Annotated in this window: 13 protein-coding genes and 1 tRNA gene; 6 read left to right on the forward strand and 8 right to left on the reverse strand. The window is 59.3% G+C overall.

Features of this window, described 5'->3' with window-relative positions:
- The first annotated feature begins 31 nt into the window (after nucleotides 1-31).
- A complete protein-coding gene (locus C4J90_RS00950) occupies nucleotides 32-739 on the forward strand; it encodes an endonuclease NucS domain-containing protein (RefSeq protein ID WP_177413384.1) in 708 nt (235 codons plus the stop codon).
- A 369-nt stretch (nucleotides 740-1108) separates the two neighbouring features.
- Here the strand turns inward: C4J90_RS00950 and C4J90_RS00960 are convergent, their stop codons facing one another.
- The 4 genes from C4J90_RS00960 to C4J90_RS00975 form a co-directional block, all read right to left on the reverse strand.
- The gene (locus C4J90_RS00960) at nucleotides 1109-1318 is read right to left on the reverse strand and encodes a hypothetical protein (protein ID WP_164488006.1); all 210 of its coding nucleotides are present in this window, start codon (nucleotides 1316-1318) and stop codon (nucleotides 1109-1111) included.
- 63 nt (nucleotides 1319-1381) lie between these two features.
- Nucleotides 1382-2224, reverse strand: a complete 843-nt coding sequence (locus C4J90_RS00965; protein ID WP_124419001.1) for a chromosome segregation protein SMC — start codon at nucleotides 2222-2224, stop codon at nucleotides 1382-1384.
- A 94-nt stretch (nucleotides 2225-2318) separates the two neighbouring features.
- Nucleotides 2319-4067: a DUF927 domain-containing protein gene (locus C4J90_RS00970; RefSeq protein WP_256658905.1), complete on the reverse strand. Its 1749-nt coding sequence runs from the start codon at nucleotides 4065-4067 to the stop codon at nucleotides 2319-2321.
- A tRNA-Arg gene (locus tag C4J90_RS00975) sits at nucleotides 4060-4136 on the reverse strand. The genes C4J90_RS00970 and C4J90_RS00975 overlap by 8 nt, the downstream gene beginning before the upstream one ends.
- 371 nt (nucleotides 4137-4507) lie before the next feature.
- Here C4J90_RS00975 and gabD point away from each other — a divergent pair.
- On the forward strand, nucleotides 4508-5950 hold the full coding sequence (gene gabD / locus C4J90_RS00980; protein ID WP_124360737.1) for an NADP-dependent succinate-semialdehyde dehydrogenase: 1443 nt from the start codon (nucleotides 4508-4510) through the stop codon (nucleotides 5948-5950).
- Between the two features lie 178 nt (nucleotides 5951-6128).
- Complete coding sequence (gene gabT / locus C4J90_RS00985) at nucleotides 6129-7406, forward strand: 4-aminobutyrate--2-oxoglutarate transaminase (RefSeq protein ID WP_124419002.1); 1278 nt, start codon at nucleotides 6129-6131, stop codon at nucleotides 7404-7406.
- Nucleotides 7407-7488: 82 nt separating this feature from the next.
- On the opposite strand, the gene C4J90_RS00990 is transcribed toward gabT, so the two are convergent.
- From C4J90_RS00990 to desA, 4 genes are all read right to left on the reverse strand, one after another.
- Complete coding sequence (locus tag C4J90_RS00990) at nucleotides 7489-8688, reverse strand: hypothetical protein (RefSeq protein WP_124419003.1); 1200 nt, start codon at nucleotides 8686-8688, stop codon at nucleotides 7489-7491.
- Between the two features lie 13 nt (nucleotides 8689-8701).
- Nucleotides 8702-9589 (reverse strand): nitrilase family protein, encoded by an 888-nt coding sequence (locus C4J90_RS00995; RefSeq protein WP_124419004.1) that lies wholly within the window; start codon nucleotides 9587-9589, stop codon nucleotides 8702-8704.
- Nucleotides 9590-9760: 171 nt separating this feature from the next.
- Entirely contained in the window at nucleotides 9761-10762 is a 1002-nt protein-coding gene (locus C4J90_RS01000; RefSeq protein WP_124419005.1) for a sensor domain-containing diguanylate cyclase, read from the reverse strand.
- Nucleotides 10763-10950: 188 nt separating this feature from the next.
- Nucleotides 10951-12135, reverse strand: a complete 1185-nt coding sequence (gene desA / locus C4J90_RS01005) for a delta-9 fatty acid desaturase DesA (protein ID WP_124369170.1) — start codon at nucleotides 12133-12135, stop codon at nucleotides 10951-10953.
- A 166-nt stretch (nucleotides 12136-12301) separates the two neighbouring features.
- Here desA and dibA point away from each other — a divergent pair, with 166 nt between their 5' ends.
- The 3 genes from dibA to C4J90_RS01020 all read left to right on the forward strand — a co-directional run bounded on the left by dibA (nucleotide 12302) and on the right by C4J90_RS01020 (nucleotide 15855).
- Nucleotides 12302-14215, forward strand: coding sequence for a phosphodiesterase DibA (gene dibA / locus C4J90_RS01010; RefSeq protein ID WP_124419006.1), 1914 nt, complete (start codon nucleotides 12302-12304; stop codon nucleotides 14213-14215).
- A 300-nt stretch (nucleotides 14216-14515) separates the two neighbouring features.
- Complete coding sequence (gene oscA / locus C4J90_RS01015) at nucleotides 14516-14698, forward strand: sulfur starvation response protein OscA (RefSeq protein ID WP_010565387.1); 183 nt, start codon at nucleotides 14516-14518, stop codon at nucleotides 14696-14698.
- A gap of 146 nt (nucleotides 14699-14844) precedes the next feature.
- Nucleotides 14845-15855 (forward strand): sulfate ABC transporter substrate-binding protein, encoded by a 1011-nt coding sequence (locus C4J90_RS01020; protein WP_124384594.1) that lies wholly within the window; start codon nucleotides 14845-14847, stop codon nucleotides 15853-15855.
- Nucleotides 15856-15893 lie beyond the last annotated feature (38 nt).

Here is a 15893-nt window from a genome sequence, read left to right on the forward strand (position 1 = left end):
GCATTGATACACACAATCAGCAGGGAAGCCCATGCGTTCGCCAAAGCAGTATCTCGTTGTAGAAGTAAACGCAGAAGGAACCGTTGAGTTTCACCCTATGAAGAACTGGTGCAGGGCCAATCCGACCGAAGCACCAGCCTTAAATCCCAACGAAGCAAATTCACAGGCTTTGCGGCGGGGATTTGACCGGCTTGGATGGGCAGTCGAGGAAACCGACTCACAGGTGCGTTTCTTCAAACCCGGCACCACCCAGTCAGCCTTAGAAACGCTTGGCGAAAAAGATTCTGACTTAAACGACCTGGATACGCCAGACAGCGATCGTGAAACAGTTTTTGAGCTTGAGTACCAGCTACGAGACTTCATAGCCCATAACATCGAGTCGATCAAGGTTGATGGTAAGGCACTGCGGCTATATGTAGATGACCAAGGCCGGGACGGTATTGAGTACCCAACAGGGGTTGGGCCTATAGACATTTTGGCTACAGATAGCGATGGCGCGTATGTAGTCTTTGAGCTGAAACGTGGGCGAGTGGCGGACAAAGCTATTGGACAGATCAGCCGCTACATGGGCTGGCTGATTACGAATAAAGCGGAAGGAACGAAGGTCAAAGGGGTCATTGTCGCAAAGGATATTAGCGTCAACCTTAAACATGCCGTTGTCGCGGTGCCAAACGTTTCGCTTTTTGAGTATCACATCAGCTTCACCCTGAACGATATCAAGCCTGCCAACTTCAGATGAAGTGAGTCTCTCCTAGTTTCGTAGTCATCCTCACCTCTCGAACCGCTACTGGTTCGAATGCCTACTTTTGGCCCATTGTGTTGAAAAAGTCCGGCCTGGTTCCCATTGCTGAAAAGTACGCGTCTGAGATTGAAATCCTTACCTTCAGCAGAGGCTGCCTGACTCGGATTTCGCGTAGCAGCGTGCAAAAAAGGTGTTTTCATCCATCAATATTTGAGCCGTTTGGGCAAGCCGACTTTTTCAACAGAATCGGCCGAAAGTGGTCGTAAGCCTAAGGTCGTTATAGACCAGAAGCCGAAAAGTTCTGAACCCTTGCCTCTAAGGATAGGATCTAGTGAAGCGGAAGCTGCTCAGACTTCCGCTTCTTCATCAGCTGCTCTTTCTTTTGAGCTGAAGGTCGATGAAATCGAGCTCTGCCTTGATTGCATCAATTGTGAGCGTTTCGACTTTAGTGGCTTTTTTTGCTCTTGCATCCAGTTTTTTCATATCGGCCATGACGGCCATTATCCCGTTCAAATGAAGCTTTCGGGCCTTTAGGTAATCAGGCATCTTTGCGCTGTTCTGTGGTGGTTTGTTCATGGAGGGACCGTGGTATGCCCGAAACAACCTGTTTCTCGCAGGCTGCTTCGGGGAAGGTTTAATTTAAGCGGCCAATAGATCAATCAGGCTGTGTTGGCGAGAGCGATCTGCAAGTTCTTGCCAGGTCCAGCTTCCAAAGCGCTCGCCCTGTTCGGGAATATCTAGCTTCATCAATGCAACCGGGTCCCGACTAATCAGGTTGCGTGCAGCCCACAGCTTGCCGCCGGTCTCCAGCAGTGCTTCCGCGGCCTCATTCCATTGTTCTTCCAGCACAGTGTTCGCCAGGTGAGCCGCGCTGTTCTCGATCTTGGCGCGTTCTTTTTGTGCTTCTGTGATGTGCAGATCAATCGTCACGAGCTCCTGCTCCAGCGCGGTGATGAGCAGTTGTTGGCGGCGGTGATGCTCAACCGCGGCCGTGAGGTTTTTTGCTGCCTTTTGAGCTTCGGCGTTGGCTGCTTTCTCGCCCTCTACATCGCCCCAAGCGACAGCCTGTGCATAAGCGGTGGCTGCGTCCGTTTCAGCTTGTCGAGCTTTTGCCATGTCTTCCTGATCGCTCTGGCGGACCTGCTGCAACCGTGTCTCAATGCTGTTGCGCTTTTCGTTGAGTTCCATCTCGTCGGCTTTCCAGGTCGCCATGGCGCTGATGTAGCCCGCAGCCAAGCTTTCACGGTTTGTCAGTGCCTCAAGGCGATCTATCTTTTGATTCAGGAGGTGGATTTCAAGCTCCCGCGAGTCGATGCGTCTTTTGTGATCGTTGATTTCATCCTGCACAGCCTTTTGTCGGCGCTGCTGGATCACCTCAGGGCTATCTAGTGCTACTTCCAAAGGCGCGAGATCGCGCTGAATGCTCTCCATTTCGAGGGTCATTTTGTCGCGGCGGTCTTTCAGTTCTTGGATAGTGTTCATCTGTATTGTCTCTTGGCATTGCGGTTTATAAGGATGGTTGAACGGCTGGCGAGGCGGGAATGAGCCGGCGCTACCTCGATCAGCAGGCATGCCGTCAGGCGGCCTTGGCCTTGCTTTTATCCGTTCCTGGAAGGGTCTTCACCACATAGCAGCGTTGAGGACCTAACCCGGGCAGGCGAATCAAGCTGTACGCCTTTCCGTCGCTTCCCGGCTCGAGCACGCCCCGTTGCAGCAGCTCCTTGTTCACCGCACTGATGTTCATGCCTTTGAAGATTTCGGCCCGCCAGGATTCAGGCAGAACGTAGTAGGTGTTGGTGGTGTGCAGGGCATCGCCCATGCCATGTTCCAGCGTCTTGCGAAAGCCCAACCGATCAATCGTGCGTGGGCCATGTTCATCAATCTTGGCGGCGGCAGATTCCCAGCGGGTAAAGCGGCTTTCTCCAAACCGCTCGATGACCTGGCGCAGCCGCGCCAAGATCGCATCGCCCTCGAAGTTTCCGGCGCCGCCACGTTCGGCCAGCCACGCGTGCAAACACACCCGTGCGGCGGTCGTGGCAGTGCCATCCGGCCAGCCGGTGACACTAAAGGCGGTGGCCAACTCTCCGGCGGCGGCGGCGAGTCCGAATCGAAGAGCGGCACGCTGCGCCTGACCACTGGCCGAGGCTGGTAGGTTTTGGGTGATGAACTGTTCCACCGTGCGGCGCACGATCACTGTCCACCTGAGCATTTCCCCAGGCGCACACAATGCGTGCAGGAAAGCGGTGAGGGGCGTGCCGTAATATTTGGCTACTCGGGCCTTGAGCGCATCGGAGAGGGCGGCAGCGTCCTCAAAACCGTTCAACACATCGAACATGCCGAGACCTTTGCTCGCATCCGCAGGTACGGCGAGCATGCGCACCTCCATACCGGCTTTCAGCTCCTTGTTGGCATCCGCCATGTGCTGCGCCAGTGTCTTCTCGCCGGTCGAGAGAAACAGCAAGCGCCACTCCTGCACCTGTCGGCCCGCCTGTCCTCGATCATTTGCTCGAGCCTTGCCGGTGCCATTGCCGAGCATGTAGACCGTCTCGCCAATAATGCGTGGGTCGCACATGCCGATTTCATCAAGCACCAGGAGACCGTCCGAGTGTGCTGCGGCTATGGACTCCAGGGCGTTATCTGTCGAGCGCCACGAACGCACCAGACGGGGCCCGCCATAAACCGATGCAGCAACTTGCAGGTGGGTAGTCTTGCCCCCGGAACTGTCGCCGTAGAGATGGAAGCCGCCCGACTCATGTCCCAGCAGGTTCAACAGAGGCCCTGCAAAGGCCACAGAGACGACAAACGCCAAGCGATGGTTACCAACGCACAGCGCGCCGATTTGCTGCTGCCATTGCTCCAGAGAACCCGCCTCGCTGATCGGCGGCAACTGTGCGCCGGCCTCATAAAAATGCAGATGTTCGGAGTGCGAGCCGATTTGTTGTTCGGGCAATAGGAACGCATTGTGGTGCCAGCCCAAACGCGTCACTAATCGTGCGCGCTGGGCGCTATCGAAGCCGCCGAGATAACTCTGCAGATCATTGCGGGCATTGCGCCCTGATCGGGTTCCCGCGAGGCGCAAGCCCATGTCTACCAGTGGACCGAGTACGTCCTTTCCGAAGTCGCCAGCCATGGTTCGGGCCGGAATGTTCCAGTGCTTTTTGGCGCCGTCCGGGTAGTCGAATTCGACCAACAAGCCCCAGTTGTGGCCCTTGTCGTCGCGATTACAGGCGCCGGATAGCCAGAAACAAAAAAGCCCGCACGGGGCGGGCTTCTTGAGGTGTTTCGTAGACTGTCTGAGACAGCCCGAGACTGCTATATGGTGCACCCGGCGGGATTCGAACCCACGACCCCTGCCTTCGGAGGGCAGTACTCTATCCAGCTGAGCTACGGATGCTTGTGCGGGCGACATCATACCCATGTCGACCTTGGGCGTCCATGCTGGTCTTTGGGCGTTTATGCGTAGGATTCCGCCGCGTGCAGGCTCTGGGCCGGGGGCCATCGATCAGTGCGGTGAAACCAAGTGCAACTACGCTGATCAGAAAGGTCTGACGGATATGCCGTTTTTGTTCTTTTTTTCGAACATCCTATTGCCCTGTACCCCCATTGATCCTAGGATTCGTTTGAGATTTCAAACGCTCTGTCTCCCGTGCGCACTTTATTGGTTCTTGCGCACCGAGGCTGATTTCCCTGACGGCAGCCCACCAGGCGCCTTTCAACAACTCTAATTCGCTCCGCGTGCGCGCGGTGCTGTTAAGGAAAGCCGACATGCAGCTTAAAGACACCCAGTTGTTCCGCCAGCAAGCGTTCATCGATGGCGCTTGGGTCGATGCGGACAACGGTCAGACGATCAAGGTCAACAACCCGGCCACGGGCGAGATTCTCGGCACCGTGCCGAAGATGGGCGCCGCCGAAACCCGCCGCGCCATCGAAGCCGCCGACAAGGCCCTGCCGGCCTGGCGTGCACTCACCGCCAAGGAGCGCGCCAACAAGCTGCGCCGTTGGTTCGAACTGTTGATCGAAAACCAGGACGACCTCGGCCGCCTGATGACCCTCGAACAAGGCAAGCCGCTGGCCGAAGCCAAGGGCGAAATCGTCTACGCCGCTTCCTTTATCGAGTGGTTCGCCGAAGAAGCCAAGCGCATCTACGGTGACGTGATTCCCGGCCACCAGCCCGACAAGCGCCTGATCGTGATCAAGCAGCCGATCGGCGTGACCGCTGCCATTACCCCGTGGAACTTCCCTGCGGCGATGATCACCCGCAAAGCCGGCCCAGCCCTGGCCGCCGGTTGCACCATGGTGATCAAGCCTGCCTCGCAAACCCCGTTCTCGGCCCTGGCCCTGGTGGAACTGGCGCACCGTGCCGGTATCCCGAAAGGCGTGCTGAGCGTGGTCACCGGCAGCGCCGGCGACATTGGCGGCGAGCTGACCAGCAACCCGATCGTGCGTAAATTGTCCTTCACCGGTTCCACCGAAATCGGTCGCCAGCTGATGGCCGAATGCGCCAAGGACATCAAGAAAGTCTCCCTGGAGTTGGGCGGCAACGCGCCGTTCATCGTGTTCGACGACGCCGACCTGGATAAGGCCGTCGAAGGCGCGATCATCTCCAAGTACCGCAACAACGGCCAGACGTGCGTCTGCGCCAACCGCCTGTATATCCAGGATTCGGTCTACGACGCGTTTGCCGAAAAGCTCAAAGTGGCCGTGGCCAAGCTCAAGATCGGCAACGGTCTGGAAGAAGGCACCACCACCGGCCCGCTGATTGACGAAAAGGCCGTGGCCAAGGTCCAGGAACACATCGCCGACGCCCTGAGCAAAGGCGCCAAACTGTTGGCCGGTGGCAAGGCGATGGAAGGCAACTTCTTCGAGCCGACCATCCTGACCGACGTGCCGAAAAACGCCGCCGTGGCCAAGGAAGAAACCTTCGGCCCACTGGCGCCGCTGTTCCGCTTCAAAGACGAAGCCGAAGTGATCGCGATGGCCAACGACACCGAGTTCGGCCTGGCGTCGTACTTCTATGCGCGCGACCTGGGCCGTGTGTTCCGCGTGGCTGAAGCCCTGGAATACGGCATGGTCGGCGTCAACACCGGGTTGATCTCCAACGAAGTGGCGCCGTTCGGCGGCATTAAGGCTTCGGGCCTGGGCCGTGAAGGTTCCAAGTACGGGATCGAGGATTACCTGGAAATCAAATACCTCTGCCTGGGCATCTGACCGGTAAGGGATTGCAGTAAACGCAGAGGGCACGAGAGCGCTGTCCCTTTGCGTGTTTCACAGCGTTATTCGCAGTGGCCGGAAAGCTGTGGCAGTCGATCATCGCATGCTGCCGTAGTTGCCTCCCCGCCACCTATCCTTGAGCCACGCCGCCCGATGAGCGGCGAATGAGGACTTTATGAGCAAGACCAACGCTTCCCTGATGAAACGCCGCGAAGCCGCTGTACCGCGCGGTGTTGGCCAGATTCACCCGATCTTCGCCGAATCCGCGAAGAACGCCACCGTGACCGACGTTGAAGGTCGCGAGTTCATCGACTTCGCCGGCGGTATCGCCGTGCTGAACACCGGTCACGTGCACCCGAAAATCATCGCGGCGGTGACCGCGCAACTGAACAAGCTGACGCACACCTGCTTCCAGGTGCTGGCCTACGAGCCTTACGTGGAGCTGTGCGAGAAAATCAACGCCAAGGTGCCAGGTGATTTCGCCAAGAAAACCCTGCTGGTCACCACCGGTTCCGAAGCGGTCGAGAACGCCGTGAAAATCGCCCGCGCCGCCACCGGTCGTGCAGGTGTGATCGCCTTCACCGGCGCGTACCACGGCCGCACCATGATGACCTTGGGCCTCACCGGTAAAGTCGTGCCGTACTCGGCCGGCATGGGCTTGATGCCGGGCGGCGTGTTCCGAGCGCTGTTCCCCAATGAGCTGCACGGCGTGAGCGACGACGACGCCATCGCCAGCATCGAGCGTATTTTCAAGAACGATGCCGAGCCGCGCGATATCGCTGCGATCATCATCGAGCCGGTGCAGGGCGAAGGCGGTTTCTACGTCGCGCCGAAAACCTTCATGAAGCGCCTGCGCGAACTGTGCGACAAGCACGGCATCCTGCTGATCGCCGACGAAGTGCAAACCGGTGCCGGCCGCACCGGCACCTTCTTCGCCATGGAGCAGATGGGCGTCGCCGCCGACCTGACCACCTTCGCCAAATCCATCGCCGGTGGTTTCCCGCTGGCCGGTGTGTGCGGCAAAGCCGAACACATGGACGCCATCGCCCCAGGCGGCCTGGGCGGTACCTACGCCGGTAGCCCGATCGCCTGCGCGGCCGCGCTGGCGGTAATGGAAGTGTTCGAAGAAGAGCACCTGCTGGACCGCTGCAAGGCCGTCGGCGAGCGCTTGGTAACCGGCCTCAAGGCCATCCAGGCCAAATACCCGGTAATCGGCGAAGTGCGTGCCCTCGGCGCGATGATTGCCGTGGAGTTGTTCGAGGACGGTGATAGCCACAAACCGAACGCCGCTGCCGTTGCATCCGTGGTGGCCAAAGCGCGTGACAAGGGCCTGATCCTGCTGTCCTGCGGTACCTACGGCAACGTCTTGCGCGTACTGGTGCCGCTGACCTCGCCGGACGAGCAGCTGGACAAAGGCTTGGCAATCATTGAAGAGTGCTTCTCTGAGCTTTGAGCCCAGCGCCTTTCTCGATAGAAAAACCCCGCCTCGGCGGGGTTTTTTATGCACGGTGAATCACCTTCAGACGTTGCTTGGATTAATCCGCGATCACCACACCGATCAACGGAACGATCAACACCGTACTGATCGCCATGGATAAGACGTTGCCGATGTAGGGGTGCAGGTAGCTGGGCAGGCGCCCGGCAATCGCGCAGGCCAATGGCGGGGCGATCAGCGCGCCCAGTATCGCGCTGGCTACAATCACTGTCGGGTTGCCGCCATAGGTCAACACGGCAGCGGGTACCACCGAGACCAGGGGCACATAGGTTGGGTACCAGCCGCGCTCACGCCATTGCCGGCGCCACAGGATAATGCCGATGAGTGAGGTCAGCGCTTGGCCTGCAATCAGGTGTGGCAACCATCCAGATCCATACGCGGGGCTCAGGGGGTTCAGTGCGTAGGCCAGCAACACCCCAGCGAGCAAACCCAGGCTGGCCCACTCATTGCCATAGAACGGCGCTTCGGAAAAGTCCGCCAGCACCCGACGTAACGTCCAGCGTATACCGTAATCGGGTGTTTTCAGGGCGGCAGCGGGAGGGATGCTCGCTTTGGGGTCAACTGCGCGACTTACCAGCACCGGCAGGGCACGGCATAGTAAAAACGCCACCAAACTGCCTAAAGCCATGCCCAATACATTGCCAATCACCACCGGCAAACCCAGCGGAATGCACAGGTAGTTGACCAGCAACAGGCAGCTCGGCGTCACCAGAAGCGCGCCGAGCAAGGCGCCATTGAGCGTGACCTTCCACCCCCCGCCAAACAGCAGCACCATGGCCGCCGGCAGCGAAACAAAGGCGGCGAACGTGGGTTGCCAGGCGTCTGCCGTCAGGGTCCAGCCCCACATCGCATTGCTCAGCAGCAAGCCCAGCAATGAACTGGTCACCAACCAGGGCCAGAGCCCCGTGCCGTAGGCGATGCTGAAGCCTTGCCAGGCCTGAGCATAACGACTGGTCCAGTAACCGAAAGCGCCACCGAGCAGCAGGCCGAGTGACGCGAACTCGTGTTTGTAGAAGGCCACTTCGCTGATATCGCCGACCACCCAACGCACCCACGCTGTAGGGCTGGGCAGGCTGGCCATCATGTCGTTGTAGCTTGGCCAGAGCTCCGGCGCCGAGGTGGAATAAACCACTGATAACCCGGTGAGCGACACTGCCAGGGTGAGCGAGGCCAGGACCAGAAGGACAAGGTGGCGAACAGATGAGTCTGATGACAGTTTTTTTGTCGGTAGGAAAGCCATGGTCGCACCCCCATCAGCGTGGCAGGCACGGGTGAAGGCGGTAGCCGAGCATCCCGTCATACAGGTCGCTGCGACGATCCCGTTGCAGGTCGTTGAGGCTGTTCCAGATCGGTGCGCTGCGGGCGCTGGAGAGGTCGATGTCGGCGTAAATAATCGCTTGCTCGTTAGGTGAGGCGATCTTGCCGATGGGCCAGCCGTTGGTGCCGGCAATCAGTGAACACCCAAGGTAACGTGCATCCTGTTCCTCGCCGATACGGTTGGCCGCAGCAATGAACACGTTGTTGACGTGGGCGGCCGTCATGGTCAAGTACGAGGCCATGCATTTGCCGGCTTCGTCGAACAGCGGCGGCGGGGTCCACACCCAGTTGTTCAGGCTGCAGATGATATCGGCGCCTTGCTGGGTCAGGATGCGTGGGACCTCGGGGAACCAGATGTCCCAGCAGATCAGTAAACCTATACGGCCTATGGGGGTTTCAAACACGGGGAACCCAAGGTTGCCAGGGCTGAACCAGAGCTTTTCCTTGTTCCAGAGGTGGGCCTTGCGGTATTTACCAATCAGGCCGTCGGGGCCCAGCAGCACTGCGGTGTCGAACAGTTGCATGCCGTCGCGTTCAGCCAGGCCTGCCACGAGATGCACCTGGTGAAACTGCGCGAAATCCATCCAGGCCCGCAGGCTGGGACCGTCTGGAACGGGCTCGGCATGCAGATAGGCGTCCTGGCGACTGTTGAACAGATAACCGGTATTGGCCAACTCGGGCAGCACAATCAGATTGGCGCCATTGTTAACCGCTTGCAGGGCTAGGCTCAGGCTGGTTTCCAGGTTGGAAGCGCGATTGTGGGTGCCGACTTGCGGATCAAATTGCACAACGGCGACGCGTACGGGACTCGTGGACTCGTTCATGGTGCAGACCTCTTATTGTTATGAACCCACCGGAATGGGTGGGCGTTTAATAGGAAGTCTTCTTTTGCTGTGCGTCAGTAGGTTGTTTCCTTTTGAAGCGTAGGCAGTTGCTGTATCAGCGGCTGCCTCTGGTAGCGCGGTACGCGACTAGCGCTGCCAACCCAGTACGAGCTAACCCGCGATCACCCGGTTTTTACCCTGACGTTTTGCCTCATACATCGCCGCATCGGCGCGGCCGAACAGGCTGTCCAGGGTCGAGTCGTCTTCGCGCAGGCTGGTCAGGCCCTGGCTGACGGTAACTGTAAACGCGTGGCCTTCAACGCTGAAACTCAGCGCCTGGATTTCCTTGCCCAGCCGCTCGGCTACCTGCAGGGCCATCTCCGGGGCGCAGCCGGGCAGTACGGCGGCGAATTCTTCGCCGCCGATGCGGCCGAACAGGTCGCCACGGCGCAACACGCCTCGGCCACTTTCGGCGATGCGCCGCAGCACCTGGTCACCTTCGAGGTGGCCATAACTGTCGTTGATGTCTTTGAAGTCGTCGATGTCCAGCAACAGGAACGCCAGCGGCGTGCCCTGCATACAGGCGTTGTCAAAGGCCTGGTTGGCGAGTTCGAAGAAGTGCCGGCGGTTGCTGCTCTGGGTCAGCACATCGGTGGTGGCCAGGCGATGCAGTTCCAGCTCCAGCTGCTTCTTTTCGGTGATGTCCTCGGCCATGCCCACGACGATCATAGGCTTGCCCGGCTCGGCCTGCTGATTGATATAGCATTTGTCGCTGAGCCAGCGGATCTGCCCGTCGACCGTGACGATGCGGTATTCGCGGTCTTCCACGGCGCCCTGTTCCAGCACGCGGGCCAGGCTGTGTTCGGCGTAGTCGAGGTCTTCGGGGTGGATGCTGTTGCGCCATTCCCGGTGATCGGCCAACAGCAAACCGGCGCTGCGGCCGAATATCCGTTCGTAGGCCGGGCTGACGTAGAGCACGCGACGCGTTTCCCAATCGATGGCCCACAGCACCGCATTCACACTCACCAGCAGCGAGCTGAGCAGCTGCTCACGCTCACTCAGCCGTTCGACCTCACCCTGGGCATGCATCAGCGCCAGCAGGGTCGACGCCGCCGCCGGACGCGGTGGCTGGGCGGTGGACAGGTCAGTCGGGCAGGGCTTTTCGTGAACCATCGGAACAACTCTCTCTGGGCGCGCCGCAGGATGGAACAGCGGTCACTACAAGGGGTCACCATGATGGCGAAGTGTTCTTTGAGAGAGGGGAATTGCAGTGAAGTTCCGTGATCGTGGTGGATTGGCGGTGCCCGGAAAATGGCGCCAAAAAGCCAGTGTGCGGGAGGGCGAGCCCTCCCGCGGTACCGTCAGACCGCTGCGGGACGCAGTGAATAGGTCTTCAATTGGTGAGCGAAATCACGCAGAGATTGAATGCCGCTGGCCTCGGCTTCGTGCACCCATTCCTTGATCGCAGCCAGCATGTCGTGGCCGTTGGAACTGGTTTTGAGCCAGATTTGCTGCAGCGCCAGGCGCTTCTCGTAGATCACGCTCAGCGCATGGCTGTGTTCCAGCATGCTCTGGATGCGCACGTGGTGGCGATCGCTCAGCAGGCTGGTTTCCCGCGACAGCAGGCGCTTGGCGCGGTGAAACTGGTGGCGCACCGAATGATCGACTTTCTCCAGCTCCTGCTTGACCAGCGGGCCGATCACCAATTTGCGGTATTGGGCCATGATCTGGAAGCGGTTGTTGAGGATCGCCATCGCGGTGTCCATGTCCAGATGGCCCTTGCCTTCGACACGGTGGGCGATCGGCGCGACGCGCTGCACCTTGGCCAGGCGCAGGAAGCTGAACACCTTGATCCAGGCCCAGCCCAGGTCGAATTCCCACTTTTTCACCGACAACTTGGCCGAATTGGGGTAGGTGTGGTGGTTGTTGTGCAGCTCTTCGCCACCGACGATGATGCCCCACGGCACCAGGTTGGTCGCCGCGTCGCGGCATTCGAAGTTGCGATAGCCCACGGCGTGGCCCAGGCCGTTGATGACGCCGGCGGCCCAGAACGGGATCCACATCATCTGGATCGCCCAGATGGTGATGCCGATGGTGCCGAACAGCAGCACGTCGATGACACCCATGATCGCGATGCCCAGCAGCGGGTAGCGCGTGTAGAGGTTGCGTTCGATCCAGTCGTCCGGGCAATTCTTGCCGTAGATGCGCAGGGTCTCGGGGTTTTCCGCTTCGGCGCGGTACAGCTCGGCACCTTTGCGCAGCACGGTGGACAGGCCCTTGATCACCGGGCTGTGCGGGTCATCGACGGTTTCGCATTTGGCGTGGTGCTTGCGGTGGATGGCGGTCCACTCGCGGGTGTTCTGCGCCGTGGTCAACCACAGCCAGAAGCGGAAGAAGTGTTTCAGGCCAGCATTGAGCTCGAGCGAGCGATGGGCCGAATAACGGTGCAGATAGACGGTGACCCCGATAATGGTCACATGGGTCATCAACAACGTGACTGCCACCAGTTGCCAGGCTGACAGGTCAAGAAAACCGTTGTACCACATAGGCTGTATGGCCCTCAGATAAAGTAAAGAACAGCTCACGCATTATCACTAAGCCTACAGAGAAAACCAGCCGCCCTTTCAGATAGAAGTGACTGGATGTTTCTTATTCTATAATCCTCAGCCTTCGTAGGGCGATTGTGTTTTTTTGGTAAGGATTACTGAGCATATGTTGTTTTCATACCGAGGAGCCCTACGTGCGGGGCTGGTATACCTGCTGATTTCCATTCTATGGCTCCAGCTTAGCCACCAACTATTAATCAGCTTTATCGATGATCCACGGGCGTTGGCGCATTGGCTGCAACTGCGCGGCTATGTCTGGGTAGGCCTGAGCGCGCTGGCTATTTACCTGATGGGCGGGCGGTTTGCTCGTGCCCACGCGTTGCAACAACCCCTGAAAGAAAACCGTGAGCGCCTGCAACAGGCCGCTGCGGTGTTTGATTGCACCCGCGAAGGCGTGCTGGTCACCGACGCTCAGGGCCTGATCGTGCACGTCAATCGGGCGTTCATCGAGATCACCGGATACCGCCGCGAAGACGTCATGGGCCGGCCACCCAGCCTGTTCAAGTCCGGGCGCCATTCGTCGAATTTTTATCAACAGATGTTCCAGGCCCTCGAGCGCAGCGGCGAATGGAGCGGCGAAATCTGGAATCGACGCAAAAGCGGAGAAATTTACCCCCAGTGGCAAACCATCCGCGTCATCCGTGATGACCAGGGCCACATCAGCCACTACGTCGCCGTGTTCTCGGATATCAGCGCCATCAAGGACTCCGAACACGAGCTGGCGCACCTGGCCCACCACGACCCGCTGACCGGCCTGCCCAACCGCCTGCTGTTCACCGACCGCGCCGAGCAGGCGCTGGCCTCGGCACGCGTGCACAAGCGCGGCTGTGCATTGCTGTTGATGGACCTGGATCACTTCAAGATCATCAATGACAGCCTGGGCCACAACGTTGGCGATCAACTGCTCAAGCTGGTGGCCGACCGTCTCAAGGGGCTGTTCGGGCCTGGGGTGACCCTGGCGCGCCTGGGGGGCGACGAGTTCGCCGTGCTGGCGGAAAGTTGTCCACAGGTGATGCAGGCTGCGGCCATGGCCCAGCGCATGCTTGAGGCCATGAAGGAGCCGTTCATTTTTGACGGCAACCAACTGTTTATCAGCGCCAGCATCGGTATCAGCCTGTTCCCCAGCGATGCGCTGAGCGCCGAGCAATTGTTGCGCAACGCTGACTCGGCCTTGTTCAAGGCCAAAAACGCGGGCCGTGAAAGCTACGCCTTGTACACCGAGGAACTGACGGCTCACGCGCAGAGTCGTGTGGAAATCGCCAGCGAATTGCGCCGCGCCCTCGACCGGCAGGAACTGCGCGTCTATTACCAGCCCGTGCACGACCTGCAGGACAGCCGTTTGATTGGCGTGGAAGCGCTGGTGCGCTGGCAGCACCCGGAGCGCGGCCTGGTGCCGCCGGCTGAATTTATCCCCATCGCCGAGCGCACCGGGTTGATCGCCGACATCGATGCCTGGGTGATGGACCAGGCCTGCCGCCAGATGTGCCTATGGTTGGCGGACGGCGCGCCGTTGGGGTTTATCGCGATCAACGTCTCCAGCCGCCTGTTTGCCCGGCGTGAACTCTATGAACAGATCGGCCAGGTGCTCCACGACACCGGCCTGGACCCGGCCTTCCTGGAGCTGGAAGTCACCGAAAGCGCGGTGATGGACGACCCGGAAGTCGCCCTTGAACAACTGCACCGCCTGCGCGAACTGGGCTTGCGCCTGGCCATCGACGACTTCGGCACCGGCTATTCCTCGCTGTTGCGCCTCAAGCACCTGCCGGTGCAGAAACTCAAGATCGACCAAGGCTTTGTCGCCGGCTTGCCCTGGGACGAAGACGACGCCGCTATCGTGCGCGTGGTCATCGCCCTGGCCAAAAGCATGGGCATGCAGGTGCATGCCGAGGGGATCGAGCAAGTGGAGCAGGCGCGCTTCCTGTTGGACCAGGAGTGCGACATGGGCCAGGGGTATTGGTTTGGCAAGCCGATGCCGGCCCAGGAGATAGATTGGACCCGGACACCCCCCATCCACATTTGAAATGCATTCAACTGTGGGAGGGGGCTTGCTCCCGATAGCGGTCTATCTGGTTAGAAAATCTTGTCTGACCCACCGCCATCGGGAGCAAGCCCCCTCCCACATTTGCATTGCATCAGGCCTTAATTTCAGTGGCTGAACGCAAAACCTGCGCGCAACCCCACGCCCCGTCAGAAAATTCTTTTTGGTTATATAAACATTCTTAAATAGTATTTTTAAGAATATCCGCGCTTATCTACTATCGCCCTCACGCCGCAAGCAGTGCCGCCACTGCCAGGCACTATTCATTTCAGGAGCGAGACCATGAGCGCATCTCTACGTAGCGTCGACGGCCAGGACGAAGCAGCCATTTTGCGTGAGATCCAGAGCGCCTTGCGCGATCTGCGGTTTGGCGCGGTGGAAATCACCGTACACAACGCTCAAGTGGTACAGATCGAACGCAAGGAAAAATTCCGTCTGCAGAACCCGGGTAACAAACCCGCCTAAGAATAAGCCACCAGTAGGAGCAAGCTTGCTCGCGAAAAACGCCAACGATAACGCAGCGCATCAGGTTTAACACGGTGCTCCTTGGTTTTTCGCGAGCAAGCTCGCTCCTACAGGGTTGCGCCAACATAAGAATTTCAGGAGCTTCTATGTCGTCGATTCGCCGTTACGCCCTGGCCGCATTGGCCAGTGCCGTGTTTGCCGGTTCCGCCGTTGCCAAGGACTACGAGTTGCTCAACGTCTCGTACGACCCGACCCGTGAGCTGTACCAGGACTACAACGCTGAGTTCACCAGCTTCTGGAAACAGTCCCACCCTGGCGACAACGTGAAGATCCAGCAATCCCACGGTGGTTCGGGCAAGCAGGGCCGCGCGGTGATCGACGGCCTGCGCGCCGACGTGGTGACCCTGGCCCTGGCGGGCGATATCGACGAAATCGCCAAGCTGGGCAAGACCCTGCCGGAAAACTGGCAGACCCGCCTGCCGGATGCCAGCACTCCGTACACCTCGACCATCGTGTTCCTGGTACGCAAGGGCAACCCCAAGGGCATCAAGGACTGGGGCGACCTGATCAAGAAAGACGTTTCGGTGATCACGCCCAACCCGAAAACCTCCGGCGGTGCGCGCTGGAACTTCCTCGCCGCCTGGGCCTACGGCCTGAAGACCGGCGGCAGCGAAGCCAAGGCTCAGGAATACGTCAAGGAGCTGTTCAAGCATGTGCCGATCCTCGATACCGGCGCACGCGGTTCCACCATCACTTTCGTCAACAACGGCCAGGGCGACGTGCTGCTGGCCTGGGAAAACGAGGCGTTCCTGGCGCTGAAAGAAGACGGCGGTGCCGACAAGTTCGACATCGTCGTGCCGTCGCTGTCGATCCTCGCCGAGCCGCCAGTGGCCGTGGTCGACAAGAACGCCGAGAAAAAGGGCAACACCGAGATCGCCACCGAATACCTCAAGCACCTGTACAGCCCGGCTGGCCAGGAGATTGCGGCGAAGAACTTCTACCGCCCACGCGATGAGAAAGTCGCCGCCAAATACGCCCAACAGTTCCCGAAACTGGACTTGGTGACCATCGACAAAGATTTCGGCGGCTGGAAAACTGCCCAACCGAAATTCTTCAACGACGGTGGCGTGTTCGACCAGATCTACACGGCGCAGTAACAACACCGATCCCTGTAGGAGCGAGCTTGCTCGCGAAA

It is taken from the genome of Pseudomonas sp. R2-60-08W, assembly GCF_003852335.1.
Taxonomy (GTDB): Bacteria; Pseudomonadota; Gammaproteobacteria; order Pseudomonadales; family Pseudomonadaceae; genus Aquipseudomonas.

Coding starts and splice junctions, on each gene's coding strand:
- gabT (WP_124419002.1), top strand. CDS start 6,129: ATGAGCAAGACCAACGCTTCCCTGATGAAACGCCGCGAAGCCGCTGTA.
- desA (WP_124369170.1), bottom strand. CDS start 12,135: ATGTGGTACAACGGTTTTCTTGACCTGTCAGCCTGGCAACTGGTGGCA.
- oscA (WP_010565387.1), top strand. CDS start 14,516: ATGAGCGCATCTCTACGTAGCGTCGACGGCCAGGACGAAGCAGCCATT.
- C4J90_RS01000 (WP_124419005.1), bottom strand. CDS start 10,762: ATGGTTCACGAAAAGCCCTGCCCGACTGACCTGTCCACCGCCCAGCCA.
- C4J90_RS00995 (WP_124419004.1), bottom strand. CDS start 9,589: ATGAACGAGTCCACGAGTCCCGTACGCGTCGCCGTTGTGCAATTTGAT.
- C4J90_RS00965 (WP_124419001.1), bottom strand. CDS start 2,224: ATGAACACTATCCAAGAACTGAAAGACCGCCGCGACAAAATGACCCTC.
- gabD (WP_124360737.1), top strand. CDS start 4,508: ATGCAGCTTAAAGACACCCAGTTGTTCCGCCAGCAAGCGTTCATCGAT.
- dibA (WP_124419006.1), top strand. CDS start 12,302: ATGTTGTTTTCATACCGAGGAGCCCTACGTGCGGGGCTGGTATACCTG.
- C4J90_RS01020 (WP_124384594.1), top strand. CDS start 14,845: ATGTCGTCGATTCGCCGTTACGCCCTGGCCGCATTGGCCAGTGCCGTG.
- C4J90_RS00960 (WP_164488006.1), bottom strand. CDS start 1,318: ATGAACAAACCACCACAGAACAGCGCAAAGATGCCTGATTACCTAAAG.
- C4J90_RS00990 (WP_124419003.1), bottom strand. CDS start 8,688: ATGGCTTTCCTACCGACAAAAAAACTGTCATCAGACTCATCTGTTCGC.
- C4J90_RS00950 (WP_177413384.1), top strand. CDS start 32: ATGCGTTCGCCAAAGCAGTATCTCGTTGTAGAAGTAAACGCAGAAGGA.